Origin of the sequence: Serratia sp. CY71090 (genome assembly GCF_052166845.1) — a bacterium.
GTDB classification, from domain to species: domain Bacteria; phylum Pseudomonadota; class Gammaproteobacteria; order Enterobacterales; family Enterobacteriaceae; genus Serratia; species Serratia nematodiphila.
Genome location: NZ_JBJNOA010000004.1, coordinates 116483 through 132911 on the forward strand (window position 1 = coordinate 116483; position 16429 = coordinate 132911).

General features: G+C 57.8%; 18 protein-coding genes. 8 read left to right on the forward strand and 10 right to left on the reverse strand.

Translation table 11 applies throughout. The annotated features are described in order from the left end of the window. Window positions 1-40: 40 nt before the first annotated feature. Window positions 41-571 (reverse strand): inorganic diphosphatase, encoded by a 531-nt coding sequence (gene ppa, locus ACJ8OK_RS10250; protein ID WP_004933594.1) that lies wholly within the window; start codon window positions 569-571, stop codon window positions 41-43. Between the two features lie 260 nt (window positions 572-831). On the opposite strand from ppa, the gene ACJ8OK_RS10255 reads away from it, so the two are divergent. After that, complete coding sequence (locus tag ACJ8OK_RS10255) at window positions 832-2385, forward strand: methyl-accepting chemotaxis protein (protein WP_260953628.1); 1554 nt, start codon at window positions 832-834, stop codon at window positions 2383-2385. 45 nt (window positions 2386-2430) lie between these two features. Here ACJ8OK_RS10255 and fbp read toward each other — a convergent pair whose 3' ends face one another. Further along, the gene (gene fbp / locus ACJ8OK_RS10260; RefSeq protein ID WP_004933587.1) at window positions 2431-3435 is read right to left on the reverse strand and encodes a class 1 fructose-bisphosphatase; all 1005 of its coding nucleotides are present in this window, start codon (window positions 3433-3435) and stop codon (window positions 2431-2433) included. Window positions 3436-3604: 169 nt separating this feature from the next. Here fbp and mpl point away from each other — a divergent pair, with 169 nt between their 5' ends. Further along, window positions 3605-4984, forward strand: coding sequence for a UDP-N-acetylmuramate:L-alanyl-gamma-D-glutamyl-meso-diaminopimelate ligase (mpl, locus tag ACJ8OK_RS10265; RefSeq protein ID WP_261440951.1), 1380 nt, complete (start codon window positions 3605-3607; stop codon window positions 4982-4984). A gap of 196 nt (window positions 4985-5180) precedes the next feature. Here the strand turns inward: mpl and yhcN (ACJ8OK_RS10270) are convergent, their stop codons facing one another. From yhcN (ACJ8OK_RS10270) to argR, 3 genes are all read right to left on the reverse strand, one after another. Then, complete coding sequence (gene yhcN / locus ACJ8OK_RS10270; RefSeq protein ID WP_004933578.1) at window positions 5181-5444, reverse strand: peroxide/acid stress response protein YhcN; 264 nt, start codon at window positions 5442-5444, stop codon at window positions 5181-5183. 120 nt (window positions 5445-5564) lie between these two features. Beyond that, complete coding sequence (yhcN, locus tag ACJ8OK_RS10275) at window positions 5565-5828, reverse strand: peroxide/acid stress response protein YhcN (RefSeq protein ID WP_004933574.1); 264 nt, start codon at window positions 5826-5828, stop codon at window positions 5565-5567. A gap of 403 nt (window positions 5829-6231) precedes the next feature. Beyond that, a complete protein-coding gene (gene argR / locus ACJ8OK_RS10280; RefSeq protein ID WP_004933572.1) occupies window positions 6232-6702 on the reverse strand; it encodes a transcriptional regulator ArgR in 471 nt (156 codons plus the stop codon). Window positions 6703-7166: 464 nt separating this feature from the next. Here argR and mdh point away from each other — a divergent pair, with 464 nt between their 5' ends. Next, the gene (gene mdh / locus ACJ8OK_RS10285) at window positions 7167-8105 is read left to right on the forward strand and encodes a malate dehydrogenase (protein WP_033631623.1); all 939 of its coding nucleotides are present in this window, start codon (window positions 7167-7169) and stop codon (window positions 8103-8105) included. Between the two features lie 66 nt (window positions 8106-8171). On the opposite strand, the gene ACJ8OK_RS10290 is transcribed toward mdh, so the two are convergent. Then, entirely contained in the window at window positions 8172-8432 is a 261-nt protein-coding gene (locus tag ACJ8OK_RS10290) for a helix-turn-helix domain-containing protein (RefSeq protein WP_004933567.1), read from the reverse strand. A 181-nt stretch (window positions 8433-8613) separates the two neighbouring features. Here ACJ8OK_RS10290 and ACJ8OK_RS10295 point away from each other — a divergent pair, with 181 nt between their 5' ends. Next, the gene (locus ACJ8OK_RS10295; protein ID WP_033631624.1) at window positions 8614-8970 is read left to right on the forward strand and encodes a DNA-binding protein; all 357 of its coding nucleotides are present in this window, start codon (window positions 8614-8616) and stop codon (window positions 8968-8970) included. Window positions 8971-9020: 50 nt separating this feature from the next. Here ACJ8OK_RS10295 and ispB read toward each other — a convergent pair whose 3' ends face one another. Next, the gene (ispB, locus tag ACJ8OK_RS10300; RefSeq protein WP_016929331.1) at window positions 9021-9992 is read right to left on the reverse strand and encodes an octaprenyl diphosphate synthase; all 972 of its coding nucleotides are present in this window, start codon (window positions 9990-9992) and stop codon (window positions 9021-9023) included. A gap of 270 nt (window positions 9993-10262) precedes the next feature. Here ispB and rplU point away from each other — a divergent pair, with 270 nt between their 5' ends. The 4 genes from rplU to cgtA all read left to right on the forward strand — a co-directional run bounded on the left by rplU (window position 10263) and on the right by cgtA (window position 13115). Next, complete coding sequence (gene rplU, locus ACJ8OK_RS10305) at window positions 10263-10574, forward strand: 50S ribosomal protein L21 (protein ID WP_004933561.1); 312 nt, start codon at window positions 10263-10265, stop codon at window positions 10572-10574. A 17-nt stretch (window positions 10575-10591) separates the two neighbouring features. Further along, on the forward strand, window positions 10592-10849 hold the full coding sequence (gene rpmA, locus ACJ8OK_RS10310; protein ID WP_004933559.1) for a 50S ribosomal protein L27: 258 nt from the start codon (window positions 10592-10594) through the stop codon (window positions 10847-10849). 105 nt (window positions 10850-10954) lie between these two features. Then, window positions 10955-11926, forward strand: a complete 972-nt coding sequence (locus ACJ8OK_RS10315; protein ID WP_060558411.1) for a DMT family transporter — start codon at window positions 10955-10957, stop codon at window positions 11924-11926. Between the two features lie 16 nt (window positions 11927-11942). Continuing rightward, complete coding sequence (gene cgtA / locus ACJ8OK_RS10320; protein ID WP_004933553.1) at window positions 11943-13115, forward strand: Obg family GTPase CgtA; 1173 nt, start codon at window positions 11943-11945, stop codon at window positions 13113-13115. A gap of 36 nt (window positions 13116-13151) precedes the next feature. Here the strand turns inward: cgtA and pmrB are convergent, their stop codons facing one another. The 3 genes from pmrB to dacB are packed head-to-tail and all read right to left on the reverse strand — an operon-like array spanning window position 13152 to window position 16314. Continuing rightward, window positions 13152-14213 (reverse strand): two-component system sensor histidine kinase PmrB, encoded by a 1062-nt coding sequence (gene pmrB / locus ACJ8OK_RS10325; protein ID WP_021504259.1) that lies wholly within the window; start codon window positions 14211-14213, stop codon window positions 13152-13154. Continuing rightward, on the reverse strand, window positions 14210-14872 hold the full coding sequence (pmrA, locus tag ACJ8OK_RS10330; protein WP_033631626.1) for a two-component system response regulator PmrA: 663 nt from the start codon (window positions 14870-14872) through the stop codon (window positions 14210-14212). Before pmrA ends, pmrB begins: the two co-directional genes overlap by 4 nt. Before the next feature lie 8 nt (window positions 14873-14880). Next, window positions 14881-16314, reverse strand: a complete 1434-nt coding sequence (dacB, locus tag ACJ8OK_RS10335) for a serine-type D-Ala-D-Ala carboxypeptidase (protein WP_049243030.1) — start codon at window positions 16312-16314, stop codon at window positions 14881-14883. Between the last annotated feature and the right edge of the window lie 115 nt (window positions 16315-16429).

A 16429-nucleotide genomic window follows, 5' to 3' on the forward strand; every position in this document is an offset into this window, starting at 1 on the left:
GCTCAATGAGCGGTGTTTTTTCATCGGACGGCGGCGAAAATTACTTCTTGGCAGCGCGTTCGAAGGAAGCGATGATTTCCGCTTTCGCTGCGGCAGCGTCTGCCCAGCCTTCCACTTTCACCCATTTGCCTTTTTCCAGATCTTTGTAGTGCTCGAAGAAGTGAGCGATCTGGGCTTTCAGCAGTTCCGGCAGGTCGTTCACGTCTTTCACGTGATCATACTCTTTGGTCAGCTTGCTGTGCGGTACCGCAACCAGCTTGGCGTCTTCACCGGCTTCGTCGGTCATCTTCAGCACGCCAACCGGACGGCAGCGGATCACGGAGCCCGGCTGCAGCGGATATGGGGTTGGGACCAGCACGTCAACCGGATCACCATCAAGAGACAGAGTGTGGTTGATGTAGCCGTAGTTGCACGGGTAGAACATCGCGGTGGACATGAAACGGTCAACGAACAGCGCGCCGGTTTCTTTGTCGATTTCGTATTTGATTGGATCGGCGTTGGCCGGGATTTCGATTACTACGTAGATGTCTTCCGGCAGGTCTTTGCCAGCTGGGACCAGATTCAAGCTCATGTCGGTTTCCTTTAATCATCAAACCAGAAATGGAGTGGCGGCTATTATAGCGGACTCTTTTGCGATTTCCTGCCCTTTTCATCGTCGAAAACCCAGTGTCTCTGCGCGCGGAGAATTTCCAGATTAATCCCGCCGCGGCATGAAGTTTTGCCTCCGCCTGCCGATAACTTCAACAAACAATAATGAGCCAGCAAAGCTGGCTCCGCGTTTTGCCACCCCTACTACGTCTGATCTCACTATTCTGAAGCCGGGAAGAACTCATGCTAAAAAAGATTACGGTGAAGGCTGGGCTGATCGCCCTGCTGAGCCTGATGACCATGCTGCTGATCATGGTCAGCGTTATTGGCGTCAACGCGATTAACGAAGGATCGCGCTCGATCCATACCTTAAACCAGATCCTCGGCGAAGAGCTGGGCTCGCTGGCCAACAGCTCCAACCTGACGCTGCGCGCCCGAACCGCCGCCTCGCTGGCGGTGCGCCAACGGGAGATCGGCCAGACTGATGTCTCCGACGCCACCGTGGGCCGCATCTACGGCTACCTCGAGCAGTCGAACAAGGAAATGGCGCGCTTTGTCGGCGTCGGCACCGTGACCGAGCGCGGCCGCGAACTCTCCAATCGTCTGCAAAACAGCTATCGCGCCTACCTCGAGCAGGGCGTGAAGCCGATGGCCGCCGCCATCAAGGCCGGTAAAATCGATGAGTATTACCATATTCAGGAGACCCGCATCTCTGCGTTGAGCATCGCGTTTGAAAAGGATCTCAGCGATTTCCGCAGCTTCGCCATGAAGCTCGGCGAAAAGCAGGTGTATGACGCGGAAAACAACGCCAGCACCAAGATCTCGCTGATCGTGGTGGCGGGCCTGCTCAGCGTGCTGCTGGCGGTGCTGGCCTGGTTCGCGCTGCGCGTGATCATTTTGCGCCCGTTGGATGAGTCCATCGCGCAGTTGGAACACATCGCCGGCGGCGATCTGACCCATGAGATCCGCGGCGAGGGCGATACCGAGATGGGCCGCCTGGTGCGGGCGATGCAGCGCATGCAGCAAGCGCTGGCCAATTCGGTCAGCAAAGTGCGTGACGCCAGCAGCCAGATCGACACCGGTTCACGCGAACTGGCGGCCGGTAACCTGCATCTGGCGCAGCGCACCGAAGAATCGGCCGCTTCGCTGGAAGAGACTGCCGCCAGCATGGAACAGCTGACCTCGACGGTGAAAATGAATGCCGAGAACTGCGAGCAGGCCAATCAGCTGGCGCTGAGCGTGTCCGATATCGCCAACCAGGGCAGCGAGGTGGTCAGTCAGGTCATGAGCAAGATGCAGGCGATCACCGACAGCTCGCGCCGTATCGCCGACATCATCAGCGTGATGGACGGCATCGCCTTCCAGACCAATATCCTGGCGTTGAACGCAGCGGTGGAAGCGGCGCGCGCCGGCGAACAGGGCCGCGGTTTCGCGGTGGTGGCCGGCGAAGTGCGCAATCTGGCGCAGCGTAGCGCCCAGTCGGCGAAAGAGATCAAAGGGTTGATCGAAGCGTCGCAGAACCGGGTGCAGGAAGGCGAGCAGATGGTGGAGTCGGCGGCGCAGACCATGAGCGGTATCACCGGTGAAGTGGGCCGGGTGACGGCGTTGATGCGTGAGATCTCGGCGGCGACGCGCGAACAAAGCAGCGGTATCGAACAGGTGAATCTGGCGGTGGCGCAGATGGATCAGGTGGCGCAGCAGAATGCGGCGCTGGTGGAAGAGTCGGCGGCGGCGACGCGCTCGCTGGAAGATCAGGCTCAGCTGCTGGCGCAGAGCATGGCGGCGTTCAAGCTGTAAGGCGATAAGGGTTCGGCGCGGCGCCGAACCCTTGCCAGTAACGCGTTACTCGTCCGGGTTTTCGGCGATGAAGCGTTCTGCGTCTTCTACCATCGACTTGGTGCCGACGAAGAATGGCGCGCGCTGGTGCAGTTTCACCGGCGTGATGTCCAGAATGCGATTTTTGCCGTCGCTGGCCTTACCGCCGGCCTGTTCGGCTAGGAACGCCATCGGGTTGCATTCGTACAGCAGGCGCAGCTTGCCTTGCGGGTGGCTGGCGGTGCTTGGGTAGATGTAGATGCCGCCTTTCAGCAGGTTACGGTGGAAGTCCGCCACCAGAGAACCGATGTAGCGCGAGGTATAAGGGCGCTGCGTCGCTTCGTCCTGCTCCTGGCAGTACTTGATGTATTTCTTCACGCCGAGAGGGAACTTGATGTAGTTGCCTTCGTTGATGGAATACATGTTGCCGCTCGCCGGGAAGCGCACTTTCTCGTGAGAGAGACAGAACACGCCCAGAGACGGATCGTACGTGAAGGCGTGGACGCCGTAACCGGTGGTGTACACCAGCATGGTGGACGAGCCGTAAACCACGTAACCCGCTGCGACCTGGGCGCTGCCCGGCTGCAGGAAGTCTTCTTCGGTCACCGGCGTGCCGACCGGCGTGATGCGACGATAGATAGAGAAAATCGTACCGACCGAGACGTTGACATCGATGTTGGACGAACCGTCCAACGGATCCATCAATACGACATACTTGGCATTTTCAGCTCGCTCGCCGTCGAATATCACGATTTCATCTTCTTCTTCGGAAGCGATACCCGCAACTTCACCACGCGCTTTCAACGCCGCTTTCAGTTTTTCGTTCGCGTACAGGTCCAGTTTCATCTGAACTTCGCCCTGTACGTTGGACACCCCGCTGGTTCCCAGAATATCAACCAGGCCGGCCTTGTTGATGTCGCGGTGGATGATTTTGGCGCCCAGTTTAATTGCAGAAAGTAACGCGGTCAGCTCGCCGGTGGCGTGAGAGAAGTCGTGCTGTTTCTCGACGATAAATTCGCCTAACGTTTTCATGACACAATCCCTGAATCTACGGATGGATAGCGGCCTGTTAACAAACCGCCAACGTTTTCGCGTGCAGTGTAGCCCAAAGATGCGCGCCATTCATAGGCAAATCCATTTCTTCTGGACGATTCTGAGCGTTAGAATATGCCGACATTCGATGCACTCACATGAGAAACCTATGCGCATTCACATTCTTGGGATCTGTGGCACCTTTATGGGCGGGCTGGCGATGCTGGCGCGTTCACTGGGGCATGACGTCACCGGTTCGGACGCCAACGTCTATCCGCCGATGAGCACGCTGCTGGAGAACCAGGGGATCGATCTGATTCAGGGTTATGATCCCGCCCAGCTGGATCCGGCGCCGGATCTGGTGATCATCGGCAACGCCATGACGCGCGGCAACCCGTGCGTGGAGGCGGTGCTGGAGCGTGGTATCCCTTACGTTTCCGGCCCGCAGTGGCTGCACGACGCCGTGTTGCGCGATCGCTGGGTACTGGCGGTCGCCGGCACCCACGGTAAAACCACCACCGCCGGCATGGCGACCTGGATCCTCGAGGCCTGCGGCTACCAGCCCGGCTTCGTCATCGGCGGCGTGCCGGGCAACTTCGACGTATCGGCCCGCCTCGGCGGCAGCCCGTTCTTCGTGATCGAGGCCGACGAGTATGACTGCGCGTTCTTCGACAAACGCTCCAAGTTCGTGCACTACAGCCCGCGCACGCTGATCATGAACAACCTGGAGTTCGACCACGCCGATATTTTCGACGATCTGAAAGCCATCCAGAAACAGTTCCACCACCTGGTGCGTCTGGTGCCGGGCAAAGGCAAAATCATCCTGCCGGACAACGACAGCCACCTGAAGCAGGTGATGGCGATGGGCTGCTGGAGCGAACAGGAGCTGGTGGGCGAAGAGGGCGTCTGGCGCGCGCAGAAGCTGACGCCGGACGCCAGCCATTACGCGGTGTTCCTCGACGGTGAGCAGGTCGGCGAAGTGAAGTGGGCGCTGGTGGGCGAGCACAACATGCATAACGGCCTGATGGCTATCGCCGCGACTCGCCACGTCGGCGTGCAGCCGGCGGATGCCTGCCGCGCGTTGGGCGATTTCATCAACGCCCGTCGCCGTCTGGAGCTGCGTGGCGAAGCCAACGGCGTCACGGTTTACGACGATTTCGCGCACCACCCGACGGCGATCCTGGCCACTCTGGCCGCGCTGCGCGGCAAGGTCGGCGGTACGGCGCGCATTCTGGCGGTGCTGGAACCGCGATCTAACACCATGAAAATGGGCATCAGCAAAAACGATCTGGCGCCTTCGCTCGGCCGTGCCGACGAAGTGTTCCTGTTCCAGCCGCACCACATTCCGTGGCAGGTCGCGGAAGTGGCGGATGCCTGCGTGCAGCCGGCGCATTGGAGCGCGGATCTCGACACGCTGGTGGACATGGTGGTGAAAACCGCACAGCCGGGCGACCACATTCTGGTGATGAGCAACGGCGGTTTCGGCGGTATTCACGATCGCTTGCTGGACGCGCTGGCGAAAAAGCAGGAACCGAAGGTGACCTACTGATCGCTTAGCCGCATCAGCCAACAAAGGGCCGCATTCGCGGCCTTTTTTACGCCCATAAAAAAGCCCTCGCGAGCGAGGGCAACGGGGTTCGTCGGATAGGACGACGAGAGGGTCTCTGGGAAATCGGCGTTTGCGTCAGAACTCGGCAGTGGCAGTGACGAGGGTAATCAGCTCTGCAAAGCCGTTCCCAGAGTTGTTATTTGTAAATCTCGGCGGTGGCGTGGTAGTTGCCTTCGTTACGCGCTTCGATCACGCGGTAGGCGGTCGCGCCTTTCGCGTCGGCTTTCTCCGACAACGCCTGGCGAATGTCGGTCGGCGCGCCGTCGATGCCGCTGACGGTAATGGTGCCGATAGATTGCAGATTGGCGGTCTGATCGTTAGTCACCAACTGGGCGGCAGACGCGCCGAAGGAGATGACGGACAGCAAACCGAGTGCAGCAACAGTAGTTTTCATGTTCATGATAGCGATCCTTGGTCATAACAGCCTGGAAGGGCTTGGCAGCGATTTTTATTCTTGAAGGCCGTTATGACAGCGTTTGATTCCAGAGATGTATTGCCCGTTGCCGGGTAATGCCGTTACTTATTTGTAGATTTCAGCGGTCGCGTGGAAGTTGCCGTCGTTGCGCGCTTCGATCACGCGGTAAGCGGTCGCCCCTTTGGCGTCAGCTTTGTCGGACAGTGCCTGGCGAATGTCGGAAGGCGCAGCGGCGACGCCGCTCACGGTGATCACACCGGCGGGCTGCAGTTTTGCGGCCTGGGTTGCATCAACAGATTGTGCTGCGAATGCACCAAAGGAAAGCATGGACAGAACGCTCAGGGTTGCAACGGTAGCTTTAATTTTCATCATCTCACCTCATCGTATTCTTTTATCAGTTCCAACGAACTGTGATTCAGTTCACGAAAATGAGTATACAGCTAGTAACGCGAAAAATTAATAGTTCGCTAACAGTTGCTAGTGAAACTTTAACCTCATGATCCTTATTTTTTATAACCGTAAGGAATAAAAAACGCTCATAAAACGATCTTTTGATGTTAAATTTATGTAATTTCAATAAGGTAAGTGATTTTGACCAAAAGTGCGGAAGATCACAGTGGGTACTGCTGGTTACATGGAGATGTCATGGAAATGTGTTGTTGCGGGATAAAAAAGCAGTGTTAAACGCGGTTGAAGGCTGGGAAGGTAACGCGAGGGTTAAAGAAGCGCTAACAAAATGCGGTTTACAGCCGCACTTTGTTAGCGCCAGGTTTCACAGCTCTTGTTCGAACACGCCCAAGATCGCTTCATGCAGCTTCTGAGCGGTAAAGCCGTTGGACGGGGTGACGAAAATCGTGTCGTCGCCGGCAATTGTGCCGAGGATACCCTGGGATTTACCCAGTGAATCGAGCAGGCGGGCGATCAGCTGTGCGGCGCCCGGGCTGGTGTGGATCACCACGACGGCATCGTTATGGTCGACGTCGAGCACCAGATTCTTCAATGGGCTGGTGGTGGTCGGCACGCCGAGTTCGGCAGGAAGGCAATACACCATTTCCATTTTGGCATTGCGCGTACGTACCGCGCCGAACTTGGTCAGCATGCGCGATACTTTGGATTGGTTAATGTTTTCGAAGCCTTCTTCTTGCAGCGCCAAAACGATCTCGCCTTGAGAACTGAATTTTTCTTCTTTCAATAACGCTTTGAACGTCTTGATCAGATCTTCCTGTTTTGCGGGATTACGCATTTTGCACCGTGGAATGTTGATAGTGGAAGTCATGATTATGCATATAGATGAATTTTTATGCAACAAAGGCCGCCCCAAAGAAAATAAAAATGACCGGACGGCGAGGAAAGGGCGGCATTTTAACAAAATCCGGCCGCGATGAATATGCCCTTTTGACGACGGAAAATCGGCCTGCGGTGGTAAATAAAATGTTATTAAAATGATGTTGTTCTGATGTTGCGTAAGGGTGTAATGTAACGGCCGGTTAACTTGCTCGTGAATAACCTCGCACTATTTTTGATTAGTGTGCGCTATGCCCTTCATGCGTAAGCGATTTAATCTAAAATGGGCGCGACAGCGGCCGTTTTATTACACCTGCAGGCAAGAATTGGCTAATTTATTGTTTTGAAAGGTGTAATAACTTAAGGTCCGTAACCAACACATTCACGGCGCTTTATATATTTAAGATAATAAAGGAGTATAGGATGAAAGTTGCAGTTCTCGGTGCTGCTGGCGGTATCGGCCAGGCCCTCGCCCTTCTACTCAAAACCCAGCTTCCTTCAGGTTCTGAACTCTCTCTCTACGACATTGCCCCCGTTACCCCAGGCGTTGCCGTCGACTTAAGCCACATCCCAACCGCAGTTAAAATCAAAGGCTTCAGCGGCGAAGACGCGACTCCGGCTCTGCACGGTGCGGACGTGGTGCTGATTTCCGCCGGCGTGGCCCGTAAGCCAGGCATGGATCGCTCTGACCTGTTCAATGTTAACGCCGGCATCGTGCGTAACCTGATTGAGCAAGTGGCGAAAACCTGCCCGAAAGCCTGTATCGGCATCATCACCAACCCGGTTAACACCACGGTCGCCATCGCGGCGGAAGTGCTGAAAAAAGCCGGCGTTTACGACAAGAACAAACTGTTCGGCGTGACTTCGCTGGATATCATCCGTTCCAATACCTTCGTGGCCGAGCTGAAAGGCAAGCAGCCTGAAGAACTGAACGTGCCGGTGATCGGCGGCCACTCTGGCGTGACCATCCTGCCTCTGCTGTCGCAGATCCCTGGCGTGAGCTTCACCGATCAGGAAGTGGCGGATCTGACCAAACGTATTCAGAACGCCGGCACTGAAGTGGTGGAAGCCAAAGCCGGCGGCGGGTCTGCAACGCTGTCCATGGGCCAGGCGGCCGCCCGTTTCGGTCTGTCTCTGGTGCGTGCGCTGCAGGGCGAGAAAGGCGTTGTGGAATGCGCTTACGTTGAAGGCGACGGCAAATACGCTCGCTTCTTCGCGCAGCCGCTGGTGCTGGGCAAGAACGGCGTTGAAGAACGCAAAGATATCGGCATCCTGAGCGCCTTCGAGCAGAAAGCGCTGAACGAGATGCTGGACGTGCTGCATAAAGATATCGAACTGGGCGAGAAGTTCATCAATAACTGATCGACACCGATAGTCAGCCGATAAACGCCGCCGGACGCTGTTCCGGCGGTTTTTTTTGCCCCGCGTTCACGATTTGATGCGTGCTTTGCGATCCAGCAGGCAATCGCTGTGCGGATCGTAATAGCGGCTTGGCCAGATCTCCGAAGGGTGGATGCCTATCGCTTCGGCGATCAGCCATTCCCCCTTTGGCCACGGGCGCGACAGCGCATTGGCCAGCGTCGATGAGCTTAATCCGGCCTTGCGCGACACTGCCGCCAGCGTGGTGCCCTGCTTACGTAGCGCCGCGATGATATCTGCCGGATGCCAATCTGGGTTCCTTGAATTCATGTTTACATTCCTTTTCTGATTAGCCAAAGTTGCGTTAGTGGTATAACTAACGGGTCATGGTTAAGCGTTTGAACAACGTGAAACGCTTATTCGGAAACAAGAATACCATTAAATTTCCTAAAAAATACCCAAGTAATTTCCAAAAAAAGACATTGCCCACTATTGCCCAGAGATGATGGCTATGAAAAACGAGTGGTTTGCCGCCAAGGAACTGACAGGCATCGCAGGATTACCCTCCTCACCACAGGGAATCAATCTGATGGCCCGACGCGAAGGCTGGATCAGCCGCAGGCGTAAAGGCGTGCAGGGAAAAGCGTTGGAGTACCATATCGACAGCCTGCCTCCAGGCGTACGTAACCTGCTGACGCTGAAAGAAGACGGGGCGGTATATGACGTAGAACGCCAGGATCCGTTGGCGGTCTGGATCGAGTATTACTACCATTTGACGGAGAGCGAGCGCGAGAAAATGGTGGCTTTCCTGATGCGGGAAGGGATTGGCGGCCTGCTGGCGCGTATCGACGAAGATAGCAATACCTAGGCAGGCCCGCGTGGGCGGGCCTGATGAATGTATTAAGAAATTAAAATTTCTTAAAAATCGCGTTGTACCGCCAAATGGGCCAAGCCCTCCAGCGCTGTACGGTGCTCTGATGCCGGCAAGACCTGCAGCGCGGCGATCGCCTTATCGGCTTCTTCCTCGGCGCGTTTGCGGGTGTATTCCAGCGAACCGCATTGCTGCATCGCCTGCAGCACCGGCTCCAGCAGGTGGCGGCCGTTACCTTGCTCAATCGCGCCGCGGATCATGTCACGCTGGGCGTCGTCGCCGTTGTGCATCGCGTGCAGCAGCGGCAGGGTCGGTTTCCCTTCGTTCAGATCGTCGCCGGTGTTTTTGCCCAGCGTGCTGCCGTCGGCGCTGTAGTCGAGCAGATCGTCGATCAGCTGGAAAGCGGTGCCGAGGTAGCGGCCATAATCTTGCAGCGCCTGTTCTTGCTCAGCGCTGGCGCCGGACAGGATCGCCGACGATTGCGCCGCCGCTTCAAACAGACGGGCGGTTTTGCTGTAGATCACCCGCATATAACTTTCTTCGCTGATGTCGGGATCGTGCACGTTCATCAACTGCAGCACTTCACCTTCGGCGATGACGTTGACCGCTTCCGACATCAGCGCCAGCACGCGCAGGGATTCCAGGCTGGTCATCATCTGGAAGGCGCGGGTATAGATAAAGTCGCCGACCAGCACGCTGGCGGCGTTGCCGAACGCCGCGTTGGCGGTGGCTTTGCCGCGGCGCATGTCCGACTCGTCGACGACGTCGTCATGCAACAACGTGGCGGTATGAATGAATTCGATCAGGGCGGCTACGGTGACGTGCTTGTTGCCTTCGTAGCCCAACGCCCGCGCCGCCAGGACGGCGATCATCGGCCGGATGCGCTTACCGCCACCGCTGATAATGTAATAGCCAAGCTGATTGATGAGCGTGACATCGGAATTCAGCTGTTCGAGAATTGTTGCGTTCACGGCCGCCATATCTTGCGCGGTTAACTCGGTAATTTGCTCTAGGTTCATTGTGTTTTTTTCAGCTGTGTTTCTCTTCACCGCGTTGAGATCGCTGCTCACATCGGTACATGGCGGTAACTGTCCCTATGATTGTACTTGAAAAACGGTTCAGATAAACGCCACGAAAGAAACTGCGCTTTTTTTCTTCTTTTTTCTCCTTCTGGTCTTATTCTGCTCTTGTCATGCGCCGCTTTTTTGCGTAGAATTCGCGCCCTATTGTGAATATTTATAGCGCGCTCTGAACTAACACAGTCGGGCACGCGGAAAGCGGAGTTTTATATGTACGCGGTTTTCCAAAGTGGTGGTAAACAACACCGAGTAAGCGAAGGTCAGACCGTTCGCTTGGAAAAGCTGGACATCGCAACTGGTGAAGCGGTTGAGTTTGACCAGATTCTGATGATCGCTAATGGCGAAGATATCAAAATCGGCGTTCCTTTCGTCGATGGCGGCAAGATCAAAGCTGAAGTCGTTGCTCACGGTCGTGGCGAGAAAATTAAAATCGTTAAGTTTCGTCGTCGTAAACACCACCGTAAGCAGCAGGGCCACCGTCAGTGGTTCACTGACGTTAAAATCACCGGCATCAGCGCTTAAGTTAGGAGAGCGGATTAATGGCACACAAAAAGGCTGGCGGCTCGACTCGTAACGGTCGCGATTCAGAAGCTAAACGTCTGGGCGTAAAACGCTTTGGCGGCGAAGCAGTACTGGCAGGCAGCATCATCGTTCGTCAGCGCGGCACCAAATTCCACGCTGGTACCAACGTGGGTTGCGGCAAAGACCACACTCTGTTTGCTTTGAAAGACGGTAAAGTCAAATTCGAAGTTAAAGGCCCGAGCAATCGTAAATTCATCAGCATCGAAGCTGAATAATTTTTCGAGCCTTACGAAATAGATGTAAGCCCCGCAATTCGTTGCGGGGCTTTTTACATTTATGGGTTGCCTGAGGGCAGGCCCGTCAGCGTTGGCGAAGGTGATATGGATACGAAGCAGCAGGTCGGCGTTGGTATTTCTTTGGCGTTAACCACGGCGGTTTGCTGGGGCGCGTTGCCGATCGCGATGAAAGAAGTGTTGGTGGTGATGGAGCCGTTTACCGTTGTCTGGTATCGCTTTACCATGGCCGCCATCGGTTTGGGCGTGATCCTTGCGGTGCGCGGCAAGCTGCCGCCGCTGACGATGTTCCGCCAGCCGCGTTGGCTGCTGCTGTTGGCGATCGCGACGGCGGGGCTGCTGGGCAACTTTGTGTTCTTCAGCTCCTCGCTGCAATACCTGAGCCCGACGGCGTCGCAGGTGATTGGCCAGCTGTCGCCAGTCGGTATGATGTTCGCCAGCGTGCTGATTTTAAAAGAACGCATGCGCATCACCCAGGTCATTGGCGCCCTGATGCTGATTTGCGGGCTGATGCTGTTTTTCAACGTCAGTCTGATAGAGATCTTCACCCGGCTGACGGACTACACGCTGGGCGTCATGCTGGGCGTGTGCGCGGCGATGGTCTGGGTGAGCTATGGCGTGGCGCAGAAGGTGTTGCTGCGCCGGCTGGCTTCGCCGCAGATCCTGGTTATGTTGTACACTTTATGTGCGGTTGCGTTGTTCCCTCTGGCCAAACCCGAGGTGATTTTCCAGCTTAGCGGCTGGCAATTGGCGTGCCTGCTGTTTTGCGGCGCCAACACGCTGATCGGCTATGGCGCGCTGGCGGAAGCGATGGCGCGCTGGCAGGCGGCGCAGGTGAGCGCGTTGGTTACGCTGACCCCGCTGTTTACCCTGCTGTTTTCAGATTTATTGGCGCTGGCTTGGCCCCAGGCATTCGCCATGCCGACGCTGAACATCGTCGGCTATGTCGGTGCGTTTGTGGTTGTGGCGGGCGCCATGTTTTCCGCAATTGGTCACCGGTGGTGGCCGCGACGGGCAGACCCCCCCCTGGTTGCTCCTTTGAAGCAGCCCGGTGAATGATTTACGGAGACGGTAAATGAAGTTTGTAGATGAAGCAGCGATTCTGGTCGTTGCAGGCGACGGCGGCAACGGGTGCGTCAGCTTCCGCCGCGAAAAATATATCCCCAACGGTGGGCCTGACGGCGGTGACGGCGGCGACGGCGGCGACGTCTACCTGCTGGCGGACGAGAACCTTAACACCCTGATCGACTACCGCTTTGAGAAGTCTTTCCGCGCCGAACGCGGCCAGAATGGCCAGAGCCGCGACTGTACCGGCAAACGCGGTAAAGACGTCATCATCAAGGTGCCGGTCGGCACGCGCGTGAAGGATCAGGGCACCGGCGAGATCCTCGGCGACATGACCCGCCACGAGCAGAAGCTGATGGTCGCCAAAGGCGGCTGGCACGGTCTGGGCAACACCCGTTTCAAATCTTCGGTCAACCGCGCGCCGCGTCAGAAGACGCTGGGCACCGCCGGCGAAGCGCGTGACCTATTGCTGGAGCTGTTGCTGCTGGCCGATGTGGGCATGCTGGGGCTGCCGAATGCCGGCAAATCGACCTTCATCCGCGCGGTGTCCGCCGCCAAGCCGAAGGTGGCCGATTATCCGTTTACCACGCTGGTGCCGAGCCTGGGCGTGGTGCGCATGGATCACGAGCAGAGCTTTGTGGTCGCCGACATTCCGGGGCTGATCGAGGGCGCCTCCGAAGGCGCCGGCCTGGGTATTCGTTTCCTGAAACACCTGGAGCGTTGCCGCGTGCTGCTGCACCTGGTGGACATCGCGCCGATCGACGAATCCGATCCGGTGGAAAACGCCAAAGTCATCATTAACGAGTTGAACCAATACAGCGAAAATCTGGCGCAGAAGCCGCGCTGGCTGGTGTTCAACAAAATTGATGTGATTGGTGAGGAAGAAGCCGCCGAACGCGCCAAGGCGATTGTGGAAGGCATGGGCTGGGAAGGGAAGTACTACATGATCTCCGCCGCCAACCGCGAAGGCGTCAACGCGCTGTGCTGGGACGTGATGAACTTCATCAACACCCAGCCGAAAGCGATGGCGATCGAAGAAAGCGCACCGGAAAAAGTCGAATTCATGTGGGATGACTACCACCGCGAGCAAATCGCGGAAGTGGAAGCCGAAGCGGAAGATGACTGGGATGACGACTGGGACGAAGACGACGACGAAGGCGTCGAAATCATTTACCAGAAGTAATTCGGTGATAAAGGGCTCAGCAACGCTGGGCCCTTATTATTTGAGCGCCTTTTCCGGCAGCCAGCACTGGGCATTCAGGCCGCGCGCATCGCGGCGGTTTTCCAGCGTCAAACGCCCCTGGTGCAGTTGCGCGATGCGGATCACGATATTCAGGCCCAGTCCGCTGCCGCCGTAGCGTTGATCCATGCGGCGAAACGCCTGCGTCAGCTCCCCGACCATTTCTTCCTTGATTCCCGGGCCATCGTCGATGACCTGCAGCAGATAGCCGTTGTCTTGCGGCGTTAACCGCACCTGTATCGCGCCGCCTTCCGGGCCGTAACGGTGAGCGTTTTCGACCAGGTTGCGCAGCAGCAGCCGCAGCAACACCGGATCGCCGTTCACTGTGGCAGCAGCCGGCAATTGCCAGCCCAGCGTCTGCCCGCGTTGGGCGGCCATTTCGTCGAGCTCTTCGCGCAGCGGCTGGATCACATCGGCCACCCAATCGAAATGCTGATAATGGCCGCTGGCGAAGTCTTGCCCGGCGCGCGACAGCATCAGCAACTGCTCGACGGTATGCATCAGCTGATCGATGCGGGCGATCAGCGCCTGGCTGCCCTTGACGCCTTGTTTTTCCATCAATTCCAGATGCAGGCGGATGCCGGCCAGCGGCGTGCGCAGTTCGTGGGCGGCGTCGGCGGTGAACAGGCGTTCCTGTTGAATGGTGTTGTCCAACCGTGAGAACAGCTGATTGAGCGCATTGGTGACGGCCACCATTTCCTGGCTATCGCTGGTGATCGGCAGCGGCGTCAGGTTATCGGCAGAGCGCTTTTCCAGCCGCTGCTGCAGTTGGTTGAGTGGGCGGATGATCCAGCTGATAGCCCAGAATGACGCCAACAGGGTGACGATCATCATGATCAGCGAAGGCGCCAACAGCGATGCGATGGCCTCGGCGATCTCGGTATCGACGCGTTCGGTACGCACTTTGGCGGACAGGGTTTCGTCCACCAGGAAGCTGATCTGCTCCTGGCTTTCGTGCCACAGCCAGAAGGCGCTGATGAGTTGCGTGACCAGCAGGATCAGCGCCAGCATCAGCAGCAGGCGGCGGCGCATGCTGATCATGACGAGGGTTCCAGGCGGTAGCCGATGCCGCGCACGGTGCGAATGCGATCCTTGCCCAGTTTGCGGCGCAGGTTGTGAATATGCACTTCCAGGGTGTTGGAACCTAAATCATCTTGCCAGGTGTAGAGATCCTGCTGCAGGAGTTCGCGGTTGACCGTCTGCCCGGCACGCATGATCAGGCGCGCCAGAATGGCGAACTCTTTCGGCGTGACCTCCACCGGCTGCTGTTGCAGATAGACCTGCTGGCTGGAGAGATTCAACTGCAGGTCATCCACCTGCATCAGATTGTCGCTGTGGCCCTGGTAGCGCCGCAGGAGCGCGCGCACGCGCGCCTGCAGCTCAACCAGCGCGAAGGGTTTGACCAGGTAGTCGTCGGCGCCGGCGTCCAGCCCATCGACGCGATCTTCCAGGGCGTCGCGGGCGGTCAGGATCAGCACCGGCAGATCGATCTGCTGGCGGCGCCACTGCCGCAGCAGCGCTGCGCCGTCCATGTCCGGCAGGCCGAGATCCAGGATCACCATGCTGTATTGGCTGGTGATGAGCAGGCTGCCGGCCTCCGCCGCCGTGGCGGCACAGTCGCAGACGTAACCCTCGCCGGTCAGCGCCAACGCCAGCCCTTGTTGCAGCAGTTCATCATCTTCAACGACCAGCAGCTTCATGGCGATCCTCAGTTGTTTTGGTAAATATCCCGATACAGGCGGCTTTCGAAACGCACCAGCGGCGCGCGGCGCTGTTTCTGATCTTCCGGCGGCACGGCGTAGCCGGAGAGATACTGCACGAAGGCCATGCGCTGGCCGCTGGCGGTAGTGATGAAGCCCGCCAGGTTGTAGACGCCCTGCAGCGCGCCGGTCTTGGCCGACACCTTGCCGTCTACGCCGGCCTCATGCAGGCCGCCGCGGTAGCGCAGGGTGCCGTCATAGCCGGACAGCGGCAGCATCGAGATAAAGTTCAGCTCGTTGTCGTGCTGCGCGATGTACTGCAGCGCCTGCATCATGGTCGCCGGGGCCAGCAGGTTGTGGCGCGACAGGCCGGAACCGTCGGCGATGATGGTGTTGCCCAGATCGATGCCGGCCTTCTGGCGCAGCACCTGCCGTACCGCATCGGAACCGGCTCGCCAGGTGCCCGGCACGCCGAAGCGTTCGTGGCCGATGGTGCGGAAGACGGTATCGGCGATCATGTTGTCCGATTTCTTCAGCATGATTTTCAACAGATCGTGCAGCGGCGCCGACTGGGTTTGCGCGATCACCGTGCCGGTGATGCCGGGGCGCGTCTGGCGTTTCAAATGCCCGTCGATCTGGATGTCGGCCTGCTTCAGCTCGTCTTTCAGGATGGCGCCCGCATAGCTGGCACCGTCCTGGATGGCGAAGGCCAACGGCAGCGGTTCGCTGCGCTGCGTCAGACAGCCGGTCAGGGTAAAGCGGTTCAGCTCGCCCGGCACCACGTCCAGCTCGCAGTACTGCGCGTCTGCGGAGCCGCGCGCCAGGGTGCGCACCTGGCTAAACATATTGACCGGATAATAGGAGGCGACGCGGATAAACGCCATGTCGCCCGGATTCGGCGCGCTGTACAGCGAGACCGAGAAACAGTTGCGATCGACAATGGCGGCGGCCGGCGGCGCACTGAAGCACTGCGTCAGATCGTTCCACGGCCAGCCGGGCGCCTTGTCATGGCTGGCGAAGACCGAGGTATCGACCAGCACGTCGCCGCTGATTTGGCGCACGCCCTGCTTTTTCAGGACGGCCACCATATTGCGCAGGCTCTGGCGTTTGAAGGTCGGATCGCCGCTGAAGCGGACAATCAGGTTGCCGCGCAGCACGCCGTCGCGGATATCGCCCTGGCTCTCCAGCGTGGTGGTGAAACGGTAATCGGGCCCGAGTTGCAATAGCGCAGCCAGCGCCGTCAGCACTTTTTGGGTACTGGCCGGCAGCGCCATCTGCTGAGAGTGGTAATCGATCGTCGGCGCGCTGGCGCCGATCTTCTGAACGACCAGGGCAAGGTTGGCCCCATCAGGCAGATATTGTGTGTACTCTTCAACCGGGGCCGCATTCGCATTCAGAACAAATGCGCAAGCCAATGCACTGACAATTCGTGAAAAACGCATAATCTCGGGATAACAGCTGGATAACGTGCCGTCATACTACGGTGCAATCAGGGAAAAAGTAAACGATGACCCTCAAGGAACTCTAGGCTAAAATGCGTATCAAAATGCAAAACCG